The 22,252-nt window shown below is 52.6% G+C and carries 24 protein-coding genes and 2 pseudogenes; 15 read left to right on the top strand and 11 right to left on the bottom strand.

The genetic code is table 11. The features are described 5' to 3' along the window. Positions 1-79 precede the first annotated feature (79 nt). Entirely contained in the window at positions 80-922 is an 843-nt protein-coding gene (locus tag ACZ1HF_RS10675) for a methylated-DNA--[protein]-cysteine S-methyltransferase (RefSeq protein WP_472657479.1), read from the bottom strand. Positions 923-996: 74 nt separating this feature from the next. After that, positions 997-1,680 carry a Hint domain-containing protein gene (locus ACZ1HF_RS10670; protein ID WP_472657478.1) on the bottom strand — a complete coding sequence of 228 codons (684 nt, stop codon included), beginning with the start codon at positions 1,678-1,680 and terminating at the stop codon, positions 997-999. Between the two features lie 138 nt (positions 1,681-1,818). On the opposite strand from ACZ1HF_RS10670, the gene nth reads away from it, so the two are divergent. Further along, entirely contained in the window at positions 1,819-2,463 is a 645-nt protein-coding gene (gene nth / locus ACZ1HF_RS10665) for an endonuclease III (protein WP_472657477.1), read from the top strand. Further along, positions 2,460-3,452 (top strand): adenosine kinase, encoded by a 993-nt coding sequence (locus tag ACZ1HF_RS10660; protein ID WP_472657476.1) that lies wholly within the window; start codon positions 2,460-2,462, stop codon positions 3,450-3,452. The genes nth and ACZ1HF_RS10660 overlap by 4 nt, the downstream gene beginning before the upstream one ends. A 36-nt stretch (positions 3,453-3,488) precedes the next feature. Here the strand turns inward: ACZ1HF_RS10660 and ACZ1HF_RS10655 are convergent, their stop codons facing one another. Next, positions 3,489-3,791, bottom strand: a complete 303-nt coding sequence (locus tag ACZ1HF_RS10655; protein ID WP_472657475.1) for a hypothetical protein — start codon at positions 3,789-3,791, stop codon at positions 3,489-3,491. Positions 3,792-4,571: 780 nt separating this feature from the next. Continuing rightward, the gene (locus ACZ1HF_RS10650; protein WP_472657474.1) at positions 4,572-5,390 is read right to left on the bottom strand and encodes a sulfotransferase family protein; all 819 of its coding nucleotides are present in this window, start codon (positions 5,388-5,390) and stop codon (positions 4,572-4,574) included. Between the two features lie 134 nt (positions 5,391-5,524). Between ACZ1HF_RS10650 and ACZ1HF_RS10645 the strand changes: the two genes are divergently transcribed. The 4 genes and pseudogenes from ACZ1HF_RS10645 (at position 5,525) to polA (ending at position 10,661) form a co-directional block, all read left to right on the top strand. Then, positions 5,525-7,102 (top strand): DUF5928 domain-containing protein, encoded by a 1,578-nt coding sequence (locus tag ACZ1HF_RS10645; protein ID WP_472657473.1) that lies wholly within the window; start codon positions 5,525-5,527, stop codon positions 7,100-7,102. A gap of 9 nt (positions 7,103-7,111) precedes the next feature. Continuing rightward, the gene (locus tag ACZ1HF_RS10640) at positions 7,112-7,492 is read left to right on the top strand and encodes an HIT domain-containing protein (RefSeq protein WP_472657472.1); all 381 of its coding nucleotides are present in this window, start codon (positions 7,112-7,114) and stop codon (positions 7,490-7,492) included. A 202-nt stretch (positions 7,493-7,694) separates the two neighbouring features. Continuing rightward, a complete protein-coding gene (locus ACZ1HF_RS10635; protein ID WP_472659031.1) occupies positions 7,695-7,874 on the top strand; it encodes a zinc-finger domain-containing protein in 180 nt (59 codons plus the stop codon). Then, positions 7,874-10,661, top strand: a pseudogene (gene polA / locus ACZ1HF_RS10630) (DNA polymerase I). Before ACZ1HF_RS10635 ends, polA begins: the two are co-directional and overlap by 1 nt. A gap of 49 nt (positions 10,662-10,710) precedes the next feature. Here the strand turns inward: polA and ACZ1HF_RS10625 are convergent. Next, positions 10,711-10,998 (bottom strand): DUF2798 domain-containing protein, encoded by a 288-nt coding sequence (locus ACZ1HF_RS10625; RefSeq protein ID WP_472657471.1) that lies wholly within the window; start codon positions 10,996-10,998, stop codon positions 10,711-10,713. A 168-nt stretch (positions 10,999-11,166) separates the two neighbouring features. Continuing rightward, positions 11,167-12,528 carry a FliI/YscN family ATPase gene (locus tag ACZ1HF_RS10620; protein WP_472657470.1) on the bottom strand — a complete coding sequence of 454 codons (1,362 nt, stop codon included), beginning with the start codon at positions 12,526-12,528 and terminating at the stop codon, positions 11,167-11,169. Positions 12,529-12,617: 89 nt separating this feature from the next. Here ACZ1HF_RS10620 and ACZ1HF_RS10615 point away from each other — a divergent pair, with 89 nt between their 5' ends. The 9 genes and pseudogenes from ACZ1HF_RS10615 (at position 12,618) to ACZ1HF_RS10575 (ending at position 17,184) form a co-directional block, all read left to right on the top strand. After that, positions 12,618-13,010, top strand: coding sequence for a FlgB family protein (locus ACZ1HF_RS10615; RefSeq protein ID WP_472657469.1), 393 nt, complete (start codon positions 12,618-12,620; stop codon positions 13,008-13,010). A 9-nt stretch (positions 13,011-13,019) separates the two neighbouring features. Beyond that, positions 13,020-13,412 carry a flagellar basal body rod protein FlgC gene (gene flgC, locus ACZ1HF_RS10610; RefSeq protein ID WP_472657468.1) on the top strand — a complete coding sequence of 131 codons (393 nt, stop codon included), beginning with the start codon at positions 13,020-13,022 and terminating at the stop codon, positions 13,410-13,412. A 15-nt stretch (positions 13,413-13,427) separates the two neighbouring features. Next, positions 13,428-13,712, top strand: a complete 285-nt coding sequence (gene fliE / locus ACZ1HF_RS10605; RefSeq protein WP_472657467.1) for a flagellar hook-basal body complex protein FliE — start codon at positions 13,428-13,430, stop codon at positions 13,710-13,712. Positions 13,713-13,714: 2 nt separating this feature from the next. Continuing rightward, positions 13,715-13,981: a flagellar biosynthetic protein FliQ gene (locus ACZ1HF_RS10600; RefSeq protein WP_472659030.1), complete on the top strand. Its 267-nt coding sequence runs from the start codon at positions 13,715-13,717 to the stop codon at positions 13,979-13,981. A 4-nt stretch (positions 13,982-13,985) separates the two neighbouring features. Continuing rightward, the gene (locus ACZ1HF_RS10595; protein ID WP_472657466.1) at positions 13,986-14,702 is read left to right on the top strand and encodes a flagellar hook-basal body complex protein; all 717 of its coding nucleotides are present in this window, start codon (positions 13,986-13,988) and stop codon (positions 14,700-14,702) included. 14 nt (positions 14,703-14,716) lie between these two features. Then, positions 14,717-15,503, top strand: a pseudogene (gene flgG, locus ACZ1HF_RS10590) (flagellar basal-body rod protein FlgG). Then, positions 15,503-15,937: a flagellar basal body P-ring formation chaperone FlgA gene (gene flgA / locus ACZ1HF_RS10585; RefSeq protein WP_472659029.1), complete on the top strand. Its 435-nt coding sequence runs from the start codon at positions 15,503-15,505 to the stop codon at positions 15,935-15,937. Before flgG ends, flgA begins: the two are co-directional and overlap by 1 nt. Positions 15,938-15,949: 12 nt before the next feature. Further along, a complete protein-coding gene (gene flgH, locus ACZ1HF_RS10580) occupies positions 15,950-16,690 on the top strand; it encodes a flagellar basal body L-ring protein FlgH (RefSeq protein ID WP_472657465.1) in 741 nt (246 codons plus the stop codon). A gap of 5 nt (positions 16,691-16,695) precedes the next feature. After that, positions 16,696-17,184 (top strand): flagellar basal body-associated FliL family protein, encoded by a 489-nt coding sequence (locus tag ACZ1HF_RS10575; protein WP_472657464.1) that lies wholly within the window; start codon positions 16,696-16,698, stop codon positions 17,182-17,184. 4 nt (positions 17,185-17,188) lie between these two features. On the opposite strand, the gene ACZ1HF_RS10570 is transcribed toward ACZ1HF_RS10575, so the two are convergent. From ACZ1HF_RS10570 to ACZ1HF_RS10550, 5 genes are read right to left on the bottom strand one after another with little or no spacing between them, the layout of a single operon-like run. Further along, positions 17,189-17,521, bottom strand: coding sequence for a hypothetical protein (locus ACZ1HF_RS10570; RefSeq protein ID WP_472657463.1), 333 nt, complete (start codon positions 17,519-17,521; stop codon positions 17,189-17,191). Positions 17,522-17,523: 2 nt separating this feature from the next. Continuing rightward, a complete protein-coding gene (locus ACZ1HF_RS10565) occupies positions 17,524-18,603 on the bottom strand; it encodes an EscU/YscU/HrcU family type III secretion system export apparatus switch protein (RefSeq protein ID WP_472657462.1) in 1,080 nt (359 codons plus the stop codon). Further along, positions 18,603-19,379, bottom strand: a complete 777-nt coding sequence (locus tag ACZ1HF_RS10560) for a flagellar biosynthetic protein FliR (protein ID WP_472657461.1) — start codon at positions 19,377-19,379, stop codon at positions 18,603-18,605. Before ACZ1HF_RS10560 ends, ACZ1HF_RS10565 begins: the two co-directional genes overlap by 1 nt. Beyond that, on the bottom strand, positions 19,376-21,457 hold the full coding sequence (gene flhA / locus ACZ1HF_RS10555; RefSeq protein WP_472657460.1) for a flagellar biosynthesis protein FlhA: 2,082 nt from the start codon (positions 21,455-21,457) through the stop codon (positions 19,376-19,378). Before flhA ends, ACZ1HF_RS10560 begins: the two co-directional genes overlap by 4 nt. Continuing rightward, the gene (locus ACZ1HF_RS10550) at positions 21,450-22,193 is read right to left on the bottom strand and encodes a transglycosylase SLT domain-containing protein (RefSeq protein ID WP_472657459.1); all 744 of its coding nucleotides are present in this window, start codon (positions 22,191-22,193) and stop codon (positions 21,450-21,452) included. Before ACZ1HF_RS10550 ends, flhA begins: the two co-directional genes overlap by 8 nt. Positions 22,194-22,252 lie beyond the last annotated feature (59 nt).

Genomic DNA, 22,252 nt, shown 5'->3' with positions numbered 1-22,252 from the left:
TGCTTAACTTTATGATTGTTATCTTACAAATATATGTAATGCACTGCACATTTAAGCGAATACGCGTCTTCTTGCCGCATTAAACAGCTTCTTTACGGGCAGTTTCGTAAGCCAGCATAGCGCGTTTGACGGGCAAACCCCAGTGGTATCCGCCAAGGCCACCAGATTTGCGCAAGGCCCGGTGGCAAGGGACTAGCCAGGACACCGGGTTGCGTCCGACTGCGGTGCCCACAGCGCGGACAGCCTTCGGGTTGCCAATGGATTTTGCTATTTCAGAATAAGTGGTTACATGACCTGACGGGATGCTAAGCAGGGCTTCCCAAACCTTGATCTGGAAGGGCGCACCGATCAGGTGCAGTTGTGTTTCGGACCTATGATCGAAAATCTCATCAGCGGTAGCGACAATGCTTTTAGAGTCTTCCACATAAGTTGCCGCAGGCCAGCGGGCCGCCATATCGGCGAAAGCGTCCTCACGGTTTGTTTCATCTCCGAAAGCCAAGCCGCAAACGCCACGGTCTGTCGTCATGATCAAGGCGGATCCAAAGGGGCTGTTGGCCCATCCGTAACGGATAACCAGGCCTTGACCTTTGCGAGCAAAATCACCTGGGCTCATCGCTTCCCAGCGCAGGAATAGATCGTGCAGGCGGCTGCTACCTGACAAGCCAACTGCGTTCGATGTTTCCAAAGTGGTGAATCGGGCGTCCAGCAAGGATTTCGCATGTCCGAGGGTCAGGTATTGCTGGAACCGTTTTGGCGATACGCCAGCCCAACGGCTGAATACTCTTTGGAAATGCGCAGGGCTCATGCCCATCTTCGCTGCAAGCGCCTCAAGCGGCAGGTCCGTTCCATCTGCGTCGTCGATCAGATCAATGGCGCGTTTCACGATCCCATAATGGTAGGCAATATTTACATCATCAGACATGGTCTCAAACTCCGAACAGCTTGCTGAATTTCTACAACAGCACGCCATTCGGGGCGACCCGATTCATGATACATCTACGCGACAGAGGCCCAATCTTGCCGTTTGTCATCAGGCGTAATTGCTTGATCGATCAACGTCGCCTCCCACCCTTCCAAAACAGGTCTTGGCGCGCTGTCGGTATGGGTCAGACTGTCCAGAGCGGTTCCAATGATCGCTTTGATGCTCGTTTTTTCATCCGTCATTTGGTTGGATACGCCCGCCAGACTTTCGACCCAAAGACCATCCGCCTTGATCAGCTCAGGACATTTCAACATGATCGCAATCCGGCTTTTGTTGCCTTCTTGATTGGCCGGGAATGGTGCGAGCTCTGTGCTGAGATCGCCTGCGCAGGCCAGTGCCTGATCTGTTTCAAAATACAAATCAACCTGCCAGCCAGACAGAAGAACACGCTGGTTTTGTGCCAGAACAACATCTTGAGCTGGGCTGTTTTCCCCAAATCGGCCCGCAGGAATACGCACGCCACAGATCGTATTGTCCCTTGCAAACCTGCCGCTGCGCCACAGGCCCGAGATAGGTTGGGGACCATTGTCATAGGTCATCACCATATCCCCCACCCGTAGCTTTTCCGCAGTAATATCCCCGTCAGGTGTTGCAATCATAGTGCTGCCACTGAACCCCGGTCGTAAGGAGGGGCGTGTTTCAGGCAGAGGCACGTTTGCCTTATGCGCAAAGGGGCTGAGGTATCTAGGGTGTTGCATAGCCGTCTCCTGTGAGTCCCAGAGACTATGCGGTGTGTGTGGTAAACGAACGGTGAATACTGGACCGCTTTGCTTTTCAAAATCATATCGAATTGTTCCTATCTTGCCCATGCTGGCCAGACGGGGCATACCGCAACAATGGCAAAGCAGCTCGACTATCATACGATTCACAAGATATTTACCCGTTTCCATGAGGCTGACGCTGCTCCGGAAGGGGAACTGCACCACACGAATGCCTATACTCTGGTAGTGGCTGTGGCTCTGTCTGCTCAGGCTACGGATGTTGGAGTGAATCGTGCCACTGAAAAACTATTCCAGATCGCTGATACGCCCGCGAAAATGCTGGCGCTGGGCGAAGATAAATTGATTAACCATATCAAAACTATCGGCCTGTATCGCAACAAGGCCAAAAACGTCATCAAGCTGAGTCAAATTTTGGTCGATCAATATGATGGGCAAGTTCCATCGTCGCGTGCAGCTCTGCAATCACTGCCCGGCGTCGGACGCAAGACAGCCAATGTGGTGCTAAATATGTGGTGGAAACATCCCGCACAGGCGGTCGATACGCATATTTTTCGTGTCGGCAATCGGACCGGCATTTGCCCCGGCAAGGATGTAGATCAGGTCGAACGTGCCATAGAAGACCATATTCCGGTTGAATTTCAGCAGCATGCACATCATTGGTTGATCCTGCACGGGCGCTATATTTGTAAAGCGCGTAAACCCATGTGTGGCAATTGCCTGATCCGAGATCTCTGCCCTTTTGAGGATAAAACACTATGAAAAAATATCAGGTTGTTGGTATCGGCAATGCGCTGGTTGATGTGCTCTGGGAATGCCCTGATGCGTTTCTGGCTGAGCACAGTATCGAAAAAGGTATTATGCAACTGACTGACTTGGCCAGCGGGGCACAGCTTTATGACCAGATCGGTGCAGCAAAGGAAATCAGCGGCGGATCAGCGGCCAATACAATTGCTGGCATCGCACATTTAGGTGGACGCACCGCTTATGTCGGTAAGGTCAAAGATGATCAGCTTGGTGCGATCTTTGCCCATGATCTGCGAGCGCAGGGCGCTGATTATGATACACCACTGGCGTCAAAAGATCATGAGGCTGAGACAGGTCGCTGCATTGTACTTGTTACGCCGGATGGTGAACGGTCGATGAATACATATCTTGGCGTAACTGAATTCCTTAGCCCATCTGATATTGACGAAGGCCAGATGGCCGAAGCCGAGTGGATTTACCTGGAAGGTTACCGCTTCGATGGGGCCGAGAGTCATGCAGCTTTTGAAAAAGCCATTGCGGCTTGCAAGGGCGCAGGCGGTAAGGTGTCCTTGACGCTAAGCGACCCGTTTTGTGTGGATCGCCACCGTGACGCGTTCCGGCAAATGATCCGGGATCATGTGGATTTGCTCTTTTGCAATCGGGCCGAGATGCTGTCGATGTATCAAACAGACAGTTTTGAGGGTGCTTTGTCCGAAGCCGCTTCGGAGGTAGAGATTGTGGCCTGTACTGACAGCGAAAATGGCGCCCATGTCCTGAACGGTGCCGGTCGCTGGCATGCGCCCGCTATGCCGGTTCAAATCGTCGACGCGACCGGCGCGGGTGACCTGTTCGCGGGAGCCTTCCTGTGGGGGTTGACCAACGACCATGACTTAGAAGCTTGTGGCCGTATGGGGTGCATAGCGGCCGCTGAGGTGATCAGCCATATCGGGGCGCGGTCCGAGGCGGATTTGAAACAGGTGTTTGCGGATAAGGGTCTGATCTGAGGCTGTCATCTGTCTTTGTGTGGTGGACCGTTTATGTTACCCGCCGGTCGCTTCTGCCATTCGCGCCAAGCCCATGCCGACAAACAGCAATGCAATGGTTCCTAATATTATGACTTGCAAAATACGGAAATAGAACTGTGGCAGGAAGTCCATTTTTGTCCGGTAGAGTTTATTGAATGGTACATTTTTAGGTTTTGTGATGGCGACGGCAAGCCAAAACGGGACGGCTGCGACAAGCAGTATGATAAAGTATGGGTCGAGATAATCAGGCGCTCGCACAAACCCAAAATTGAACGCCGCAGCGCTGTTCGGCACCAGCGCAAGCGCGCCGAAGCCCAAGAGATACTTTTTTGCAGAATCTGAGCATATCTAACTTCTTTTCTTATAAGTTGATCCTACCAAATTAACCGCGAATATGGCGGTTTTTCGGCACCAGAACTATTGAAAACTGTAAAGATCAATCGTCCATGAGTTGGAGCTTGGATCTGCACCCACCAGGTTTTGTTAGATGATCGTTTCGAGCCCAAATAGACAATAATCGACATCTTACTTATGCTCAGTTCCAAAGTGGAGAGCTTATGTTTGAGCGAACCGTACTTCAACTTTCTTGGATCTCATTCTGTGTCCTGTTTTACGCCACAATGACATTAAACACTCTCTTTTTCACGCCTGCCTTTGGGAAGGAAGTATAACCCACAGGTCTTTGGTTTACCTGTTCTTTAGAAACAGTGGATGGGGACGTCGCGGATGCAGTATTGAGAATTGGCGATGGCGACACAATCAGTTTAAAAATCAACGAGCTTAGTTTGCACAATGTCGTTGAATTGGTGGGTCACAGTCACTCCCCAAACATTGCTTTTTCTACTAACATGGATAGCAGGGGTGTCTACACGCTGGTTGTTCACAGGGATTTCTTTCTCCCGAATCCTGAAGGTTACAATCCGTCCAAACCTCCAGCAACTTTGACCATTCAAAACGCTAACGCTGATGTGGTTCCCAAGGTTGTTGTGTACTGGGGTAGGTGCGAGTTTTTCTAGCCGCGTAAGGTAGTCGCCTCGTCCGCACAGCTGTCGAACAGCTCTGTCAAAGCTATTGAACCAGAACACCTGCCCTCCGGCTTCAATCCCCCAGCTTCGCGTGGATCTCGTCGAGGTCGATCTCGCCTTTGGGCATTTTATTTGAAGGGTCCTCAAAATCGTATTTGAACAGGTTGAAATCACGCTTGTAGATTTCATAGACCAGATGCATCGACAAATCGTCGAAATAGTCTTCGATCGGATGGGCACGTTTGGGGCCGTGGCCTTCGCTTTCATTGAAGCGTGGGATTTCGGCTAGATTTATAGGGTGTGCTGTGTCCACAGAATCAAGAACCGTTTGCATACCTTCATTGAAATGTTCTGTGAAAAATATATGGTCATAGGTGCCACCGTTAATGATGAAGGTCGAGATATGGCCCGACATGGCGGACCAGTGGATGTCGGGCTCCATCGGTCGGCGCCAGCGGATTGTGTCGCGGGCAAATAGCAGAAAGCGTCGAAATGATTTGATTTGATCAAACTCAAACCCGGTTTCAGGGTCGCCGACCTCGATTCCATATTTCTGCGTGAGCAACGGAACCAGATTACCGCGATAGCGCTGACCATTGCGCTGGATACCACAAATTTTGTCGAAGAAAGAACTTAGGATACGTCCGTATGGGTTTCTCACGCAGGTGAAGGTATAGGATGCATGTGTCTTGGCGTTACGTTCGATCTTTGGCTGGCTGTTTTCGAAAGCCCATTTATGTATTCTGCTGGTTGCATCATGGATATCACCATCGAAGAATTCCCCATGATCCGAATAATACATGATCTGCCCGATGGTCGAGCAGGCACATTTCGGAACCACACGGTAAACCATGCTTTCGCTTTCGGTCATCCAGACCCCGGGAAACCCCATATTTGCGTTGCCTCATTCTGTCGGCTTGATCATTTGCATAGAAAAGCAAACTAGACCTGTCTATTCAATTGTTACTAAGGTTATCTTCAGAAAACTAAAAGATCATTACGTCGACTTGGGACACTCTTTATATAATGGCAAAGATCGCGTTTATATTACTGTGTCACAAAGACCCGGATGCCGTCATCGCGCAGGCTGAGCGCTTGACTGCTGCGGGCGACTGCATGGCAATACATTTTGATGCCAGATCGCCGAGCCAAGCCTACGGGCTGATACGCGCGGCATTGAAAGACAACCCCAACGTGGTCTTCGCCAAAAAACGTGTCAAATGTGGTTGGGGGCAATGGTCGCTTGTCGCCGCAACCCTGCAAGCAATAGAGGCAGCGCTTGAGGCTTTCCCGCGCGCCACTCATTTCTACATGTTGTCCGGGGATTGCATGGCGATCAAATCGGCTACATTCGTTCATGAGTTTCTGGATGAAGACGATATCGATTATATAGAGAGCTTTGATTATTTCAGCTCTAACTGGATCAAGACGGGCATGAAGAAAGACCGGTTGATCTATCGCCACTGGTTTAACGAACGTGAACGCAAGAGCATGTTCTATGCCTCTTACGAGTTGCAAAAACGGTTGGGTGTGACCCGTGCCATTCCGGACGATTTGCAGATGATGATAGGCTCGCAATGGTGGTGTCTTCGCCGCGGAACAGTTGAAGCAGTGCTGGATTTCGCCAAGTCGCGCGGCGATGTGATGCGATTTTTCCGCACAACCTGGATTCCGGATGAGACATTTTTTCAGACCCTGGTCCGTCATCTCGTGCCCGATGCTGAGATCAGGAAACGAACGCTGACCTTCCTGATGTTCACGGATTACGGGATGCCAGTGACGTTCTATAATGATCATTATGATCTTCTGCTCAGTCAGGAATTTCTGTTTGCCCGCAAGATTTCCCCCGATGCGACGGAGCTGAAGGCACGGTTGGGCGATTTGTATGCGTCAGAGCGAACAGAGTTTGCGATGTCCAATGAGGGACGGACTCTGTTCGATTTTCTAAGCCGTCAGGGTCGAATTGGGCAGCGGTTTGGTCCACGTATCTGGGAGCGCGAGAATACTCTGGGGCGGGACCGCAAAGTGTTTATCCTGACTTGTAAGAAGTGGCATGTGGCCAAGCGACTGCTGGCAAGAATTCTTGAGGAAACGGATATTAACGGTGTGGAATACCTATTTGACGAGGAAGCAACAGCTTTGCCTGATCTGGGAGGAATAGAGACCACGCTCAAGAAACGAAATCATCACTGGCGAGCCTTTCTGCGGTTGCTGTTCGGGGCGTTGGGCGAAGACCGGCTGATCATATGTATCGACCCCAGCAATATTGCGCTGGTGCGAGACTTGTTTTCCGACATATGCACAACCCGCCTTTTGGAGATTGATTGCAATTTTGACGATAACTATCTGCAAGGTCATGCCACCCGTGTTGGCCTGGTTGGCGAGATGACGTCGCAAGATGCGATAGACCGATTATTGCCGACCGTGCGCCATACATTCCGATATGAGAGTGCTCAGATCAGGGATGTGGAATTGAGCGGATATTTCCGGATCAGTGAACAACGGGACAAAAGTGCAAATGCCAAAGCTCTGGCAGAGTTTCTTGATGTTGCAGAAGATCGTGCAGCGCGTATCCTGTCGATAGATTATCTGTTTGCGGATTGAGGAAACGATATGGCTTATGTCTATGATACCCAGAACATCTTTGCCAAAATTTTACGCGGTGAGATCCCAAATACGACGGTGATGGAAACAGATCACACGCTGGCATTCAATGACATAACACCGCAGGCCCCAACGCATGTTCTGGTTGTGCCGAAGGGGCCATATGTCTGCTATGATCATTTTGCGCTGGAAGCTTCGGATGCCGAGATTGTAGATTTCAATCGGGTCATCGGACAGATTTGTGTCGAGCTGGGCATTCAACCCGGTGAGGGTGGTAACGGGTATCGGCTGATCTCAAACGCGGGGTCCGATGGGGTTCAGGATGTGCCGCATTTGCACGTGCATATTCTGTCTGGTCGACCATTGGGGCGTATGCTTTCAAGACCATAACTGATCCAATTGGGCCGCTGCCGCGGCGTTGTTTATTCTGCAAGTTTTTAGGTGATGCTTCTGTCGGGGGGCGTTGCGCGGGTTGCGGTTTCGGGAGCCTCCGGCGGAGGTATTTTTCCCATTTGGAAAAGGGGATGTGGTCTTGTGGGTGGAGCGTGTTGCGCTATGATCGGCTTGGAGTTTAGAGACAGGAAAAAAGATGATGCCGACACCCGTGCCCGAGACAGAAGTGGTCGATAATTACCGGATCGCCTGCGATGGTGGTGAAGGTGCATTAGGCCATCCACGCGTCTGGTTGCAGATTGATGAGGTGACGGGCTTTGTGGAATGTCCTTATTGCGACAAGAAGATCATTCATCGTGATTTTGAAGGCAAAGTCTAGTGGCTTTTGGCAAAGGCTGTCATCTGCACCTGATTGACGGCTCGGCCTTTATTTTTCGTGCCTATCACGCGCTTCCGCCACTAACCCGTAAATCTGATGGGTTGCCGATTGGGGCGGTGTCTGGCTTTTGTAATATGTTGCAACGTTATGTGGACGGAAATAATGGGACAGATGCGCCGACCCATGTGGCAGTGATTTTTGACAAGGGTTCCCATACGTTTCGCAATGAGATTTATGATCAGTACAAGGCCAACCGTGAGGCGATGCCCGAAGATTTGCGTCCGCAGATTCCTTTGACGCGAGCGGCGACGCGCGCATTCAATATTGCTTGCGAAGAACAGGAAGGCTTTGAGGCTGATGACATGATCGCCACTTTGGCTGTTCAGGCGCGTGCGCTTGGCGGGCGATGCACGATCATTTCCTCTGATAAGGATCTGATGCAACTTGTGGGCGATGGGGTCGAGATGTTCGACGCCATGAAGAACCGGGTCATCGACGTGGATGGTGTGCACGAGAAGTTTGGCGTTGGTCCGGAACGGGTGGTTGATGTGCAGGCGCTGGCAGGTGACAGCGTCGATAATGTCCCCGGCGCGCCGGGGATAGGGGTGAAGACGGCAGCGCTTTTGATCAATGAATACGGTTCGCTAGAAGAATTGTTGGATCGTGCCGAGGAAATCAAACAGCCCAAGCGGCGTGAGACATTGATCAATTTCCGCGAGCAGATTGAGATTTCAAAACGACTGGTACAGCTGGACGATAACACGCCGCTGAATTTCACGCTTGATGATCTTGAGGTGCGCGATCCTGATCCTGAAAAGCTGATGGCATTTCTGGCGGAGATGGAGTTTCGTACGCTGACAAAACGCATTGCTGAGAAGCTTGAGGTCGAAGCTCCGGTGATCGAAGATGCACCTGTGCAGGCTGTTGATGCGCCTGAAATGCCTGCGCTGAGTGAGGCGGTCTACGAAACAGTGCGCGATCTCTAACGAGTTAAAAGCCTGGATCGCGCAGATTTATGGGCGCGGCTGGGTAGCTGTGGACACGGAGACAACGGGTCTCAACGAAATGATCGCGGAGCTCGTAGGCATTTCGTTATGTGTGGAACCGGGCCATGCTTGTTATATCCCGCTTGCCCATATCACAGGTGAAGGGGATCTGTTGGGCGCGACTGAGCGCGCTGATGGGCAGATGGGTTTGGAGGAGGCGCTTGCCTTGCTCAAGCCCGTTCTTGAAGATGAGAGCATCCTCAAGATTGGCCAGAACATGAAGTACGACGCAAAGATTTTCGCGCGATACGACGTGGCCGTTGCGCCGATTGATGACACAATGCTGCTGAGCTATGCATTGCATGCGGGGTTGCATAATCATGGTATGGATGCGTTGAGCGAGCGCTACCTGGGTCACACTCCGATCCCAATCAAGACCCTTCTGGGGACAGGTAAGTCTGCAATCACTTTTGATCGTGTGCCGATTGAAAACGCGACGCCTTATGCTGCGGAAGACGCTGATGTCACGTTGCGTTTGTGGAAGCTGTTCAAACCGATGCTGCATCAAAAGCAGGTCACAACAGTGTATGAAACACTGGAACGGCCCTTGATCCCGGTTCTGGCCAAGATGGAAATGAATGGTATCAAGGTGGACCGCGATACCTTGTCACGCATGTCGAATGCCTTTGCGCAGAAAATGGCGAGCCTGGAGGCAGAAATACATGAAGTAGCGGGCGGTCCTTTCAATGTAGGCTCGCCCAAACAGCTTGGGGAAATTCTGTTCGACAAGCTGGAATTGCCCGGTGGCAAGAAGGGCAAGACAGGGGCTTATGGCACCGGGGTGGACGTTCTGGAGGATTTGGCGACCGAGCATGAACTGCCGCGCCTTGTGCTGGACTGGCGGCAGCTGTCGAAGCTGAAATCGACCTATACGGATGCGCTGCAAACTCATATCAACGCCGAGACCGGGCGGGTCCATACATCTTACTCCATTGCTGGGGCCAATACTGGACGGCTGGCGTCGACCGATCCGAATTTGCAAAATATCCCTGTGCGCAGTGAAGAAGGTCGCCGTATCCGAGAAGCTTTCGTGGCAGAAGAGGGCAACCTTCTTGTCTCGCTTGACTATTCCCAGATCGAACTGCGTATTCTGGCCCATATCGCGGATATTGCAGCGCTCAAACAGGCGTTTAAGGACGGTTTGGATATTCACGCCATGACAGCGTCCGAGATGTTTGATGTGCCGATGGATCAGATGACCCCGGAAATTCGCAGGCAGGCCAAAGCGATCAACTTTGGGGTGATTTATGGAATTTCCGGCTTTGGCCTTGCGCGGAATTTGCGTATCCCGCGTGCGGATGCTCAGGGCTTCATTGATCGTTATTTCGAGCGTTTCCCCGGCATCAAAGACTACATGGATGACACGATTGCTTTTGCGAAAGCGCATGATTATGTGCAGACGCTGTTTGGCCGGAAAATCCATACACCAGAGATCAATGCCAAAGGCCCGCATGCAGGTTTTGCGCGGCGTGCAGCGATCAATGCGCCCATTCAGGGGACCGCTGCAGATGTGATCCGGCGTGCGATGATCCGCATGCCTGCTGCAATTGCGGACTTGCCCGTGCGTATGTTGTTACAGGTCCATGACGAGTTGATTTTTGAAGCACCTGAAGACAGTGTCGACGCAGTTATTGAGCGTGTGCGTGATGTTATGCAGAATGCGTCTGATCCAGCTGTGAAATTCGACGTGCCGCTGATCGTCGATGCAGGTCAGGGCAAAAGTTGGGCTGAGGCTCACTGAACTTGGAATGCAACTCAATGGGCGTAACAGTTTTTATAGCCGTTTGACGTTAGCCCAATCTGCCTGATGCTGTCTGCGCTTCTATTGCAGGCGTGTCATCTGTGGCTTCCAGTGGGCATCTGCAAGCTTTGTAAACCTGTCTGCGCGCGATAGGACCGATGATTAGGATTACCATAAAGGCAACAGGCCATGCGGTTGTCCAACCGCCGAACCAGATATGGGCGAAGGCCGCTGACAGACCTGACATTTTGTAAGTCATTACCCCACATACAATTGCAGACATCACTGCAGAGGTGATGGCGCTGAACAGGATGAGGGCAAATACGTTTCGTTTCATTGGCAGGCTTTCGAGACATTCGGTTTTGATAATGCCTACGGGATAAAACACTGATCACATAGCCGATGGGCGAACGGCCTCTGTGCATCTGTGCGAAAACCACGAAAACCTTGCACAGACAGCGTGATTTCACGAAACTGTGAATGCGAATTTGGTGTTTCAGTAGCCTTAAAGTTGTGAATCAGGCGACATGTCAGTTTTGTTTGATGTTTCGTCGACCTGCGGCAAACATTTTTTCAATGCTGCGAAACTTGCGTCTGTATCTTGTGTTTCCGCACTCGCAAAGAAGGCTTCCAGCTTGGGACGTGCTATGATGGAAGAGTCGATTTGTGGGTCAGCACCTTGAGCATAGAGCCCTGCCTGGATCATCATCTCAGCGTCCGCATAGATACCCATCAGCATACGGGCTTGTGACAATATCTGATTTTCATCACTCGATGCTGCTGTTGGTAGACTTCTAGAGACGGAGCGTAGCAAGTCAATTGCCGGGAAACGCCCGCGCTCTGCAATTTTACGATCCATGACAACATGCCCGTCCAATACGCCACGCAGGATATCTGCGACGGGTTCTTCCATATCTGATCCTGACACAAGCACCGAGAAAATACCGGTTATATCGCCCTTGCCATTTGGTCCGGGCCCTGCGCGTTCGCAAAGCGACATGATGGTCTGACTTGTGGACGGGGGAAAGCCGCGCAGGGATGCGCCCTCACCACTGGCAACAGCGACCTCTCGATGCGCCTCGGCGAAGCGGGTGATCGAGTCTGCCAGAAATAGAACCTGTAGCCCTTGATCACGAAAAAACTCGGCCACTGCCATCGCAGACCATCCAGCCCGTCGGCGGATCATGGGCGATTGATCGGATGTGGCAGCAACAATGACTGAGCGTTTCAGACCTTCGGAGCCTAACACATCCTCAACGAAATCGCGTAGTTCGCGTCCACGCTCACCAATCAGGGCAATTACTACAACATCCGCTTCGATGCCTTGCGCAAGATCAGCTAGAAGTGTCGATTTCCCAACGCCAGAACCTGCAAAGAGGCCGATGCGTTGCCCCTGCACAATTGGCAGGAATGTATTAAACACCGAGAGCCCGGTTTCCAAACGCTTTCCCAACCTGCGTCTGCTGGCGGCAGCAGGGGGCGGCGTGAGCAGTGGGAATGGCTTCAGCCCCTTGAACAGAGGCTTGCCGTCCAATGGCTTCCCAAAAGGATCCACAACGCGACCCAGCCACCTGTGGTCTGGTGAAATATCTGACCCGCCAACGTGATGCACTTTATCGCGCAAGGCAAAACCACTACATCCGGACGCTGGCAGCACATTGATCCTGCTTGCATTCAGGGACAGAACTTCCCCCAGAACTGCGCTGCTTTTTCCTTCGATCCGGACCAGATCGCCAACACGCGCGATTTTGGACAGCCCGGATACTTGCAGAACGCCGCCATCTGTCCCGGTGACAAAGCCGGTGCGTTCGACAAGAGACATTCCCCTGACTTCGGCTTCAAGGGGGGCAAAGCTGGATACGGGCATTAAGCAAAGTTCCTTTTTGGTGCGCTTACACTTTCTAAAGGAATCACTCTTAAGACTTGGTTGAGATATTAATCGAGGGAGAAGCCCCGATGTTCCAGAACCTAGAAATCTTCCGCACGGCGCAGGCAATGGCGACCCACGCGGCTGCGCGTCAGTCTGTTGTAGCGGCAAATATCGCGAATGCCGATACGCCGGAATATAAAGCGAAGACTATGGCAAGCTTTGCTGACGTCGCTCAGCAGAATACGGGATCTGGCCATCTGAAAACCACCCGGCCAGGGCATATGGCGTCCAGCACGCAAGCCGCACATTTTGAAGCTATGCTCAATTCCGATGCGGCATCAAAACCCAACGGCAATACGGTCTCGGTTGAGGAAGAAATTTTCCAATCCATTGAAGCGGAAAGACAGCATTCTCGTGCTCTGGCAATCTATCAAAGCTCTCTGACAATTCTGAAGACCAGCCTTGGTCGTGGGCGCTGAGGTTGAAGCATGAGTGATTTGAGCAAAACTCTTAGCGTGGCCTCAAGCGGAATGCGGGCGCAGGCGTCCCGTTTGCGTCTTGTGTCTGAAAATCTCGCCAATACCGATACGCCGGGTTATCGCAAGAAAGCAGCCAGCTTTGAGCAGATGATGCAGAAACCCGATAGCGCCGGTGAAGTACGCCTTGGGAATGTGCGGCTGGATCAGACAGAATTGCCCCGCCTGTACGATCCGTCCCATCCGATGGCTGATGAGGGCGGGTATTATGAGGGTTCCAACGTCAATCTGATGATCGAGATCGCTGACGCGCGCGAGGCGCAGCGTAGCTATGAAGCCAATCTGAAAATGTTTGAACAGGCACGCAAGATGTCGTCGTCGCTGCTTGATCTGCTGCGGCGCTAGGGAAAAGGACACGTCATGGATATCAGCTCAAATTTCGCCGCAAGGGCTTATGGTGCGGCAAAACCTGCAACCCAGCCAACACCGGGGAAAGAAGATCAGGCCTTCGGGTCCGCAGCCCAGAGTTTCGCAGATGTTTTGCGCAATGGGGAAGATACGGCAAAGGCTGCCATGTTGAGCAGCGCTGACCCGCATGCATTGGTTGAAGCCTTGGCACAAACAGAACTTGCCGTCGAAACCGCAGTTGCCGTGCGTGATAAAGTGGTCGAAGCGTATCAAGAAATTCTGAGGATGCCCGTCTAATGATGGCCGAGGCTGAATTCTTCGATGTCTTGCGACAGGCGCTCTGGATTTCGGTTGTCATTTCGGCGCCAATCCTTGGTGTGGCACTGGTTGTCGGGTTGGCGATTGGTTTGATCCAAGCCCTGACGTCGATTCAGGAAATGACCCTGACATTTGTGCCAAAGGTCGCGGCAATGCTTGCCGTTTTTTGGGTGTCGATGGCTTTCATGACCCGCACGCTTACCAATTTCTGGGCGGATGGGATCATCCCAATGGTTGCAGGCGGATAAGAGAATGAGCAATTCGATCTATACCGCACTGACGCGCCAATCCGGATTGATGAAGGAAATGCAGGTTGTGGCCAATAACGTGGCGAACGCTGCAACGACAGGCTACAGGTCAGAAGGCGTTGTTTTTTCCGAGCATGTCCAAAGGCTTGGGGCGGATCATGCTTCGGTCTCTATGGCAGTGGCCGGTGCGCACCAAACGGATGCGCGCCAAGGCGCGATGACCAAGACGGGCGGTCAGTTTGATCTTGCAATTGAAGGCGAGGGCTATTTTCAGATTGAAACCCCAGCCGGCGTGCGTCTGACCCGCGCCGGTGCGTTTATCCCCACGCCAGAGGGTGATCTGGTTACACCGAATGGATATCCGTTGCTGGATGCCGGCGGTGCGCCCGTCTTTGTGCCGGGTGATGCGCGGCAAGTGAATATTGCGCCAGATGGCACGCTAAGCGCTGATGGCAATCCGATTACTCAGATTGCCTTGGTGAAACCTGCTGATCCGTTGGATTTAACCCGTGAGGACGGTGTCAGGTTCAAAACAGAAAGTGAGCTGGTTCCGGTAGAAAACGGCGCGCTTTTGCAAGGTTTTCTGGAAAGTTCAAACGTAGACCCGGTTGGGCAGATTGCCCGCATGATCGAAGTTCAGCGCGCCTATGAGATGGGTCAATCCTTCCTTGAGCGCGAGGATGAGCGCTTGCGGTCGATCATGGCACTTGTGGGTCGTTAGTAGAGAGGATCAAGATGAGAGCATTGCAAATTGCGGCAACAGGCATGGCCGCGCAGCAGACACGGGTTGAGGTCATCTCCAACAACCTCGCCAATATGTCTACGACCGGCTACAACACGCGTCGGGCTGAATTTGCTGACCTGCATTATCAGCAAATGACACGGGCGGGCACTATTAATGCAGCCGATGGAACATTGGTTCCCGCGGGTGTTCAGCTGGGTCTTGGCGTTCGCCCGACCGCTGTAACTGTGAACGTTGCGCAAGGGGCCTTATCGGCGACAGGCGGCGATCTGGATGTGGCGATCGAGGGGCGTGGGTATCTTGAAGTCACACTTCCATCAGGGGTATCTGCCTACACGCGTGATGGGGCTTTGAAGCGTACTGGCGATGGCCTGATTGTGACCTCTGACGGATTTCCGGTGGTTCCCAACACAACCATTCCAGAAGATGCGCGCTCGATTTCCATTAATGCAGATGGCGAGATTTACGCCTATTTCATTGATCGGGTAGAGCCCGAATTGCTGGGCCAATTGACCCTTGCCGGGTTCACCAATGAAAAGGGTCTGGAAGCCATTGGCAGCAACCTTTTCACTGAAACCGGGGCCTCTGGCCCTGCTTTGGTGGGCGATGCAGGTACAGATGGTTTGGGGACGTTCCGACATGGTTTTCTGGAAGATCTCGTCCGTTGATGCTGTGCGCGAAGTGACTGAACTGATCGAAGCGCAGCGCGGGTACGAGCTGAATGCCAAAGTCATTACAGCCGCCGACCAGATGCTTGGCGCGACGACGCAGATCCGATGATGAGTTTCGCGCGCTTTTTTGTTTGTGCTTTGCTGGCGCTCTCGCCTGATTTGCAGATGGCCCATGCGGATACGGTTGTTGCGAACCGGACAATCCGGGCCAATACGATTGTCAAAATGGCGGATCTGAATGTTATTGGCGAAACCGTCCCGGGAATGGTCAGTGATCCGTCCCTTGTCGCAGGGCTTGAGGCGCGCAACATCCTTTATGCTGGCCGTCCGATCCGACCCGCGGATGTTGGCCCGCCCGCGTTGGTAGAACGCAATCAGATCATCCCTCTGATTTTTCAGACAGGTGGTTTGGTGATTATGACCGAAGGCCGCGCCCTTGATCGCGGTGGTGTAGGGGAACGCCTGCGCGTTCTCAACCTTGCGTCCCGCAATACTGTTTCAGGACGAATTGACATGACAGGCGCTGTGCGCGTTGGACAATAAGTGGAAAAGAAAATGCTATTGAAAAACAAGACGATTATGACTGCCCTTTTCATTGCGTTCTGCGCAAGTGGTTGCGCCAAGCTGGATGAAGTTGGAAAGGCTCCAAGCTTTACACCACCTCAGCAAAGCAATGAGCATTTTGCCATGATGCGAACACCCATTCCGCAAAGTGCTACGAAGGCAGTTGCGACCGAGGAAGCCTCGCTATGGCGGGCCGGGCGAGAGTCGCTCTTGGGCAACCAACGTGCGTCACGTGCGGGGGATATCCTGACTGTCGTCATCGAAATCGATGACCGCGCGGAGATCTCCAACAGCTCCAGCCGTTCACGGCAGGGGAAGGAACAATTGGGGATTCCGTCGCTTCTTGGGATACCGCAAAGGCTGAATGATATTCTGCCAGATGGCGCGTCGCTGGATGATGCGGTGTCTGCCAATTCGTCCAGCTCATCCTCTGGGGACGGATCCGTGCAACGCAAGGAAAAGCTGACATTGCGTGTGGCTGCAACCGTGGTTGACGTTTTGCAAAACGGCGTTCTAAGCATTCAGGGATCACAAGAGGTCAGGGTGAATTTCGAGCTGCGCGAACTGCTTGTCTCGGGCTATGTCCGGCCTGCCGATATTTCACGGCAAAATCAGATCACCTATGACAAAATGGCCGCCGCGCGTATTTCCTACGGCGGTCGTGGTCGGATTACCGAAGTACAGCAACCCAGATACGGTCAGCAGGTCGCTGACATCATTTTACCGTTCTAAATATTATGGGAAAGCTTCTTCCAATTTTGCTTGCTTTGATTGGCCTTGGAGTTGGTGGTGGTGCAGGGTTTTTCCTGCGCCCGCCTCCGCCTGAAGAAGAGCTTATGTCGGAAGAAGAAAACCACAGTGAAAGCGCGCCAGAAACTAAAAAGGATTACGAAGAAGATGGCGAGCTGACCTTCGTTAAAATCAACAATCAATTCGTTATACCGGTCGTCGAGGGTAAACGCGTCAGGTCGCTTGTCGTATTGTCGATTAGTCTTGAGACCAAACCTGCAAATACCGAGACGATCTATAATCTAGAACCCAAACTACGCGATGCTTTCCTGCGGGCCATGTTTGATCATGCCTATGCAGGTGGCTTCGACGGGGCGTTTACTGCCAGCCCTACGCTGGATGCATTGCGCTATGCTTTGCTGGAATCGGCCAATCATGTCGTTGGTGACACAATTACGAATGTATTAATCACCGATATTGTCAGACAGGACGGCTGACCGCTCAAAGGGTGGCTAAAGCGCGGCTGAAAGCTTGTTTCTGGCCGAATGCAATCCTCAGTTTTTCTTTTGCATCGCCCATATCTGCCATCGCGGCGGCCAGCGAAATCATCATATTGCGGTGCTTCTTTTCCTGCCAGAGCCTATGAGCCGCTGCGTTTTTCAAATCGATAGCGGCATCTACGTCTAATATGTCGATCTTGCACGCCAGAAGTCGCGCGATTTCAGCCTCGATGCGTTGAACCTTGTCACGGGCAGATTTGAAGTCTGCTTGCGCACGCTCGTATTTCAGTTCGAGAATTGCGAGAAGCTTTTGTTCTTTCGACCGCTTCGTCATGTTCAACGCTTAGCTTTCTTGCGCATATCTTCCGCAAAGCGAATGGCTGTTGCCACAGTGCGATAATGTTCGGGCAGGATTTGTTGACCTATTTCAACAGTTGCATGCAAAGCGCGCGCGGTTGACGGATCGCTGTGAATTGGTATATTGGATTGTCCTGCCACCTCGCGGATGCGAGCCGCGATTTCATCAACACCTTTCGCCAAGCAAACCGGGGCACCACCACTGGCCTTGTCCCATTTCAACGCCACGGCATAATGGGTTGGGTTCACAATCACCACGTCAGCGGTTGGGACATCCGCCAGCATCTGGTTCATCGCAATATCATAGGCCCGTTGGCGGCGTGTCTGCTTGAATTGCGGATCACCTTCGGATTGCTTGGCCTCGTCCTGTACCTCTTTGCGCGACATACGGTGTTTTTTCAGGTGCTCCGCCGTTTGCCAAAGATAGTCGACGCCGCCGATCACAAGCGTCACGACCATTACAAGCATCAGAAATTCAACCAGCATAGCGCCAATCTGCCCTGCGGTCTGGCTGGAGCTCATGGCGACAGTGCTCATCAGGTCATCGAGACGGCCCATCATGAACCATCCTAGCAACGCCGAGATCAGGATCAGTTTGACCGTGGATTTCAGAAATTCGAAAATACCCTTGCTGCCAAACTTATTCTTGGCCCCTGAAATGGGGGATATTTTGTTCAACTTCGGTTCGATTTTACTTGGGGCAAATACAAAAGCGCGCTGCGCAATCAGGGAAAGCAAAACGGCCAATGCCGGCAATCCGAACAGCGGTAGCAGGCCCCAAATCATATCCCGCATTAACGTGGCCATAAACCATGAGCCACCTCTGTCAAACACAGTCTGCGCAATCCTATCTGCCTTCGAGACCAGCTGCGCATTGGCTTGGCCAATGCTGTCGATGGCCTGTGGTCCGGCAAGCGCAAGGGCAATAATAAGCCCGAGATAGGATGCTGCTGTTGTGATGTCGGTACTTTTCGGGATTTCACCTTTCTTGCGCGCATCCTCCAACTTTTTTGGGGTCGCCTCATGTGACTTTTCGGCGCTATCATCCTCTGCGCTCATTAGAAACTTGGCCCGAAAACATCGACACCAGACAAAAACGCCTTCAGCCAGACAGACAGAATGATCGGGCTAGAAACCATCAACAAGACAAGACCGCCAAGGCTGATCGCGGGTGCGCCGACAAAGGCCACCATCAGTTGCGGCATGGCTTTATTGATGACCCCAAGTGCAAGGTTGTAAATGACGGACGCCAGAACAAACGGCGCTGCCAGCGTAAAGCCAAGCGAGAAAGCATAGCTTATCCTGCCCACGCCCCATTCTGACAGATCGGCGCTGAGCGGCATTTGCCCGCTGGGAAAAAGTTCATAGGAAAACACAAGCATCTCGGCGACCCGAACATGCAAGCCTGCCATTGCCGCCAAACATAATCCGGCGACAACTAGTAAGGTGCTGAAAGACGGTTGCGGCTCTGCCCCAAGGCCTGCGCCAAACAGTTGCGAGAGCGACGTGGATTGGGCGGCAATCGCGCCGGCCACTTGAAGCGAGATAATGAACAGACGAAACAGAATACCAAGGCTTAGGCCCGCAACCACTTCGGACGCTACCAAAAATATCCAGAACCCATCTTCCAGTTTCTGGCTCACATGGTCCCAGACGATTGGCGTTACGATCAACGCAAAGGCAATGGCCGCGCCCAGTTTTATGCGGGCAGGCACTGCTTGTTCGCCGAAGGCAGGCAATAGGGCGATAGCAGCCCCGATGCGCAAAAAGACAAGCGCACAAATCCATACGGCATTTTCGGCAAAGCCAAACAATTGCGCGAGCTCTGCCGTCACGGTGCGACAAGGCCCACAACAGAGGGTTTTGCATCCTGCGCGATTTCTTCAAACGACAGCACCGGGGCCAAGATACCCTTAGCCGACAAGACTGTCCTAAGAAACCTGCGGCGCTGAACAGATGCGATAATGGCGGGATAAATACCTTTCTCGCCCGCCTTGTTCAGTTTTTCGGAAACGCTTGAGGCAAGCTTGTTAAACTGATCAGGGGGCAGGGCGACGTCACCGCCATGCTCGCTCTCGATCTGATATTGCTGGAAGATGTCTTCCCAATCCTGCGAAAGTTGTATGAGTGGCAGCGAACCATCCTCACGCCGCATTTCTGCGACCAGTTGGAACCCAAGGCGCTGGCGTACATGTTCGCAAAGACCATCGGCCGTTCCATAACTTGAGCGACCTTCGGCAATGGCCTCCAGGATCAGCGGGAAATTCCGGATAGAGACGCGTTCATCCAGCAACAACCTCAGCACCTGAAGCAAGGTATCCATCGAGACTTTGTCAGGGATCAGGTCGTCCAGCAGCCGCTGGTTTGCAGCGTTTCGGGTCTCATCAGACAGGTTTGTGAATTCGTCCAGCAACCGCCGTAAAGATCGCATCGATAGCAGGCGAGACAGGTTTCGCTTGATGATCTCTAACAGGTGCGTCGCAAGAATCTCGGTCGATGTAACGACGGTGCAGCCCGCCATTGCGGCCTCTTCCTGGCTTTGCTGGCCGATCCATTTTGCTGGCGCTCCGTAGACTGGTTCTTTCACAAGCTCACCTTCCAGAACCGTTGGTTCGTTCGGGGGCAGCAATGCCAGAATACGGCCTGGTTTCAGTTGATCCTGTGCTTGCTCCACACCATGGATGCGAATGCTGTAGCTGCCGGCAGGCAGCGCGGCGTTATCCGTCAAGCGCACTTCGGGCAGCACGACACCAAAACTGGTTGCGACATGAGTGCGCATATTGCTGATCCGGGCTTCCAGACCTGTGGCCGGATCCAATGCCATGGCGACAAGATCGGGCGCGAATTCCACATGAATTTCATCCAGATCAAGGATATCGCCCATGGATTTCTGCGGTGTCGCATCGATCTGTGCAATTTCCTTTGACGGTTCGACCTCCTCAACCGGGCCGTTACGCACGATCCAGGCACAGATCAACAATGCCAGCCCACCAATGACAAAGGGAATGAACGGCAGGCCGGGAACAAGAGCGAAGAACACCATCAAGACGCCAACGGTCGCCAGGGCCGCTGGATAGCGACCAAGTTGGCCGAGAAGTGCAATATCAGTTGCCCCACTGGTGCCGCCGCGCGCCAGAAGCAAAGCTGATGCGATTGAAATAATAACGGCAGGGATCTGCGTAACAAGCCCATCCCCGACCGTCAGGATTGCATAGGTTTCAAACGCCTCGCCAATAGGCATATTGTGAATGGTGATGCCAATCAGTAGCCCCATCACGAGGTTCAGTAGGGTGATCAGCAGACCTGCAACAGCATCACCTTTGACAAATTTCGAGGCTCCGTCCAGAGACCCGAAGAAAGTTGTCTCGGCTTGTTCGCGCTCACGGCGCGCCTTGGCTTCCGCATGATCAATTGCTCCAGCTGCCATATCGCTATCGATCGCCAGTTGTTTGCCGGGCATGCCGTCCAGCGCAAACCGGGCGCCGACCTCAGCCATGCGTGCAGCCCCCTTTGTGATGACCATGAAATTCACAATCAGAAGGACGCAAAACACCACCAGCCCCATAAAAACGCTGCCACCCATGATGAAATTGGCGAACCCTTCGATGACGTCACCAGCGGCGGCGGTGCCGTTATGGCCTTCGCCGATAATCAGCTTTGTGGAAGATACGTTTAGCGACAGTCGAAGCATCAAAGAGGCAAGAAGGATCGTCGGAAACGCCGAAAAATCAAGCGGTCTGTCCAGAAATAATGTGACGGTAAAGATCAGGATGGCCAGGCCGAAAGAGGCCGCAAGGCCAATATCCAGCACCCATGCTGGCATCGGCAGGATCATCATGATGATGATTGCCATCAGAGCCAGTGCAAGTAGCACTGTCGGTTGAAAAATTGCCCGGACGGTAAGGTTATTCACGTTGATCACCGACCCAGAAATCTATGAATGGCGCAGGCCGGCCTTCCACATCGGCGATATGCACCAAAGACCCCATTCGCGGGCTCTGCGTGCTTTCGCGTAAAAGCGGGAAGGTATTGTGGGTCGGATCAGGGCGATCTTCCTTTGATCGTGTATGTATCTCAGGGGGGATGTCCTGTGTTTCCAAAGCAGCGCGGAATTGATCAAACCGTTTGCGGTATCGCGTAGCATATTGCTTGGTACGGGAATGGTATGCTCCGGCTGCTTTGGACCAACTGCCGAATTCCCCATAAAGCTGTTTCAGAAATTTGGCGGCATAAAGCGCGTTTTCGTCAGGTGAAAACATTGCTTCGACGGATGCAAAATGCTGACCATGCCAACGGTAGTTGATCTGAAAACACCCTGTATCAAAGCTACGATGACCCTCCGACAGCTTTTGTGAGGCATATCGTTCCGCCTCTTTACGGGTTTTGAACCAGAATCCTTTTCCGGCCCAATTCACTGTCCACGGCCAAGGATGTGTCTCACCACCTTTGGTTCTGCCGGTTTCCGTGCGTGTGATTGCCATCATCACCGGCACTGGTACGCCTTCAAGCTGTGCCGCGCGCCCCGCTGCCTGATCACATTGTGCAGAGACCGTGGGTGTCGCTTGTGCCTCAAACACAAGTAGCAACAGTCCTATGAGAACCATCGCCACAAAACACCAAATTTGTGCTAGCTGATTGTCGTTTTTCATCTGGCAGCCCGAGCAATTCTTGCGTCTGACAAAACGCTAGATCGGAAGAGTTTACATTC

Source organism: Litoreibacter sp. GN1-5, assembly GCF_055693805.1.
Note: the sequence above shows the minus strand (reverse complement) of the source record. Positions and strands in the feature narration are given on the sequence as shown.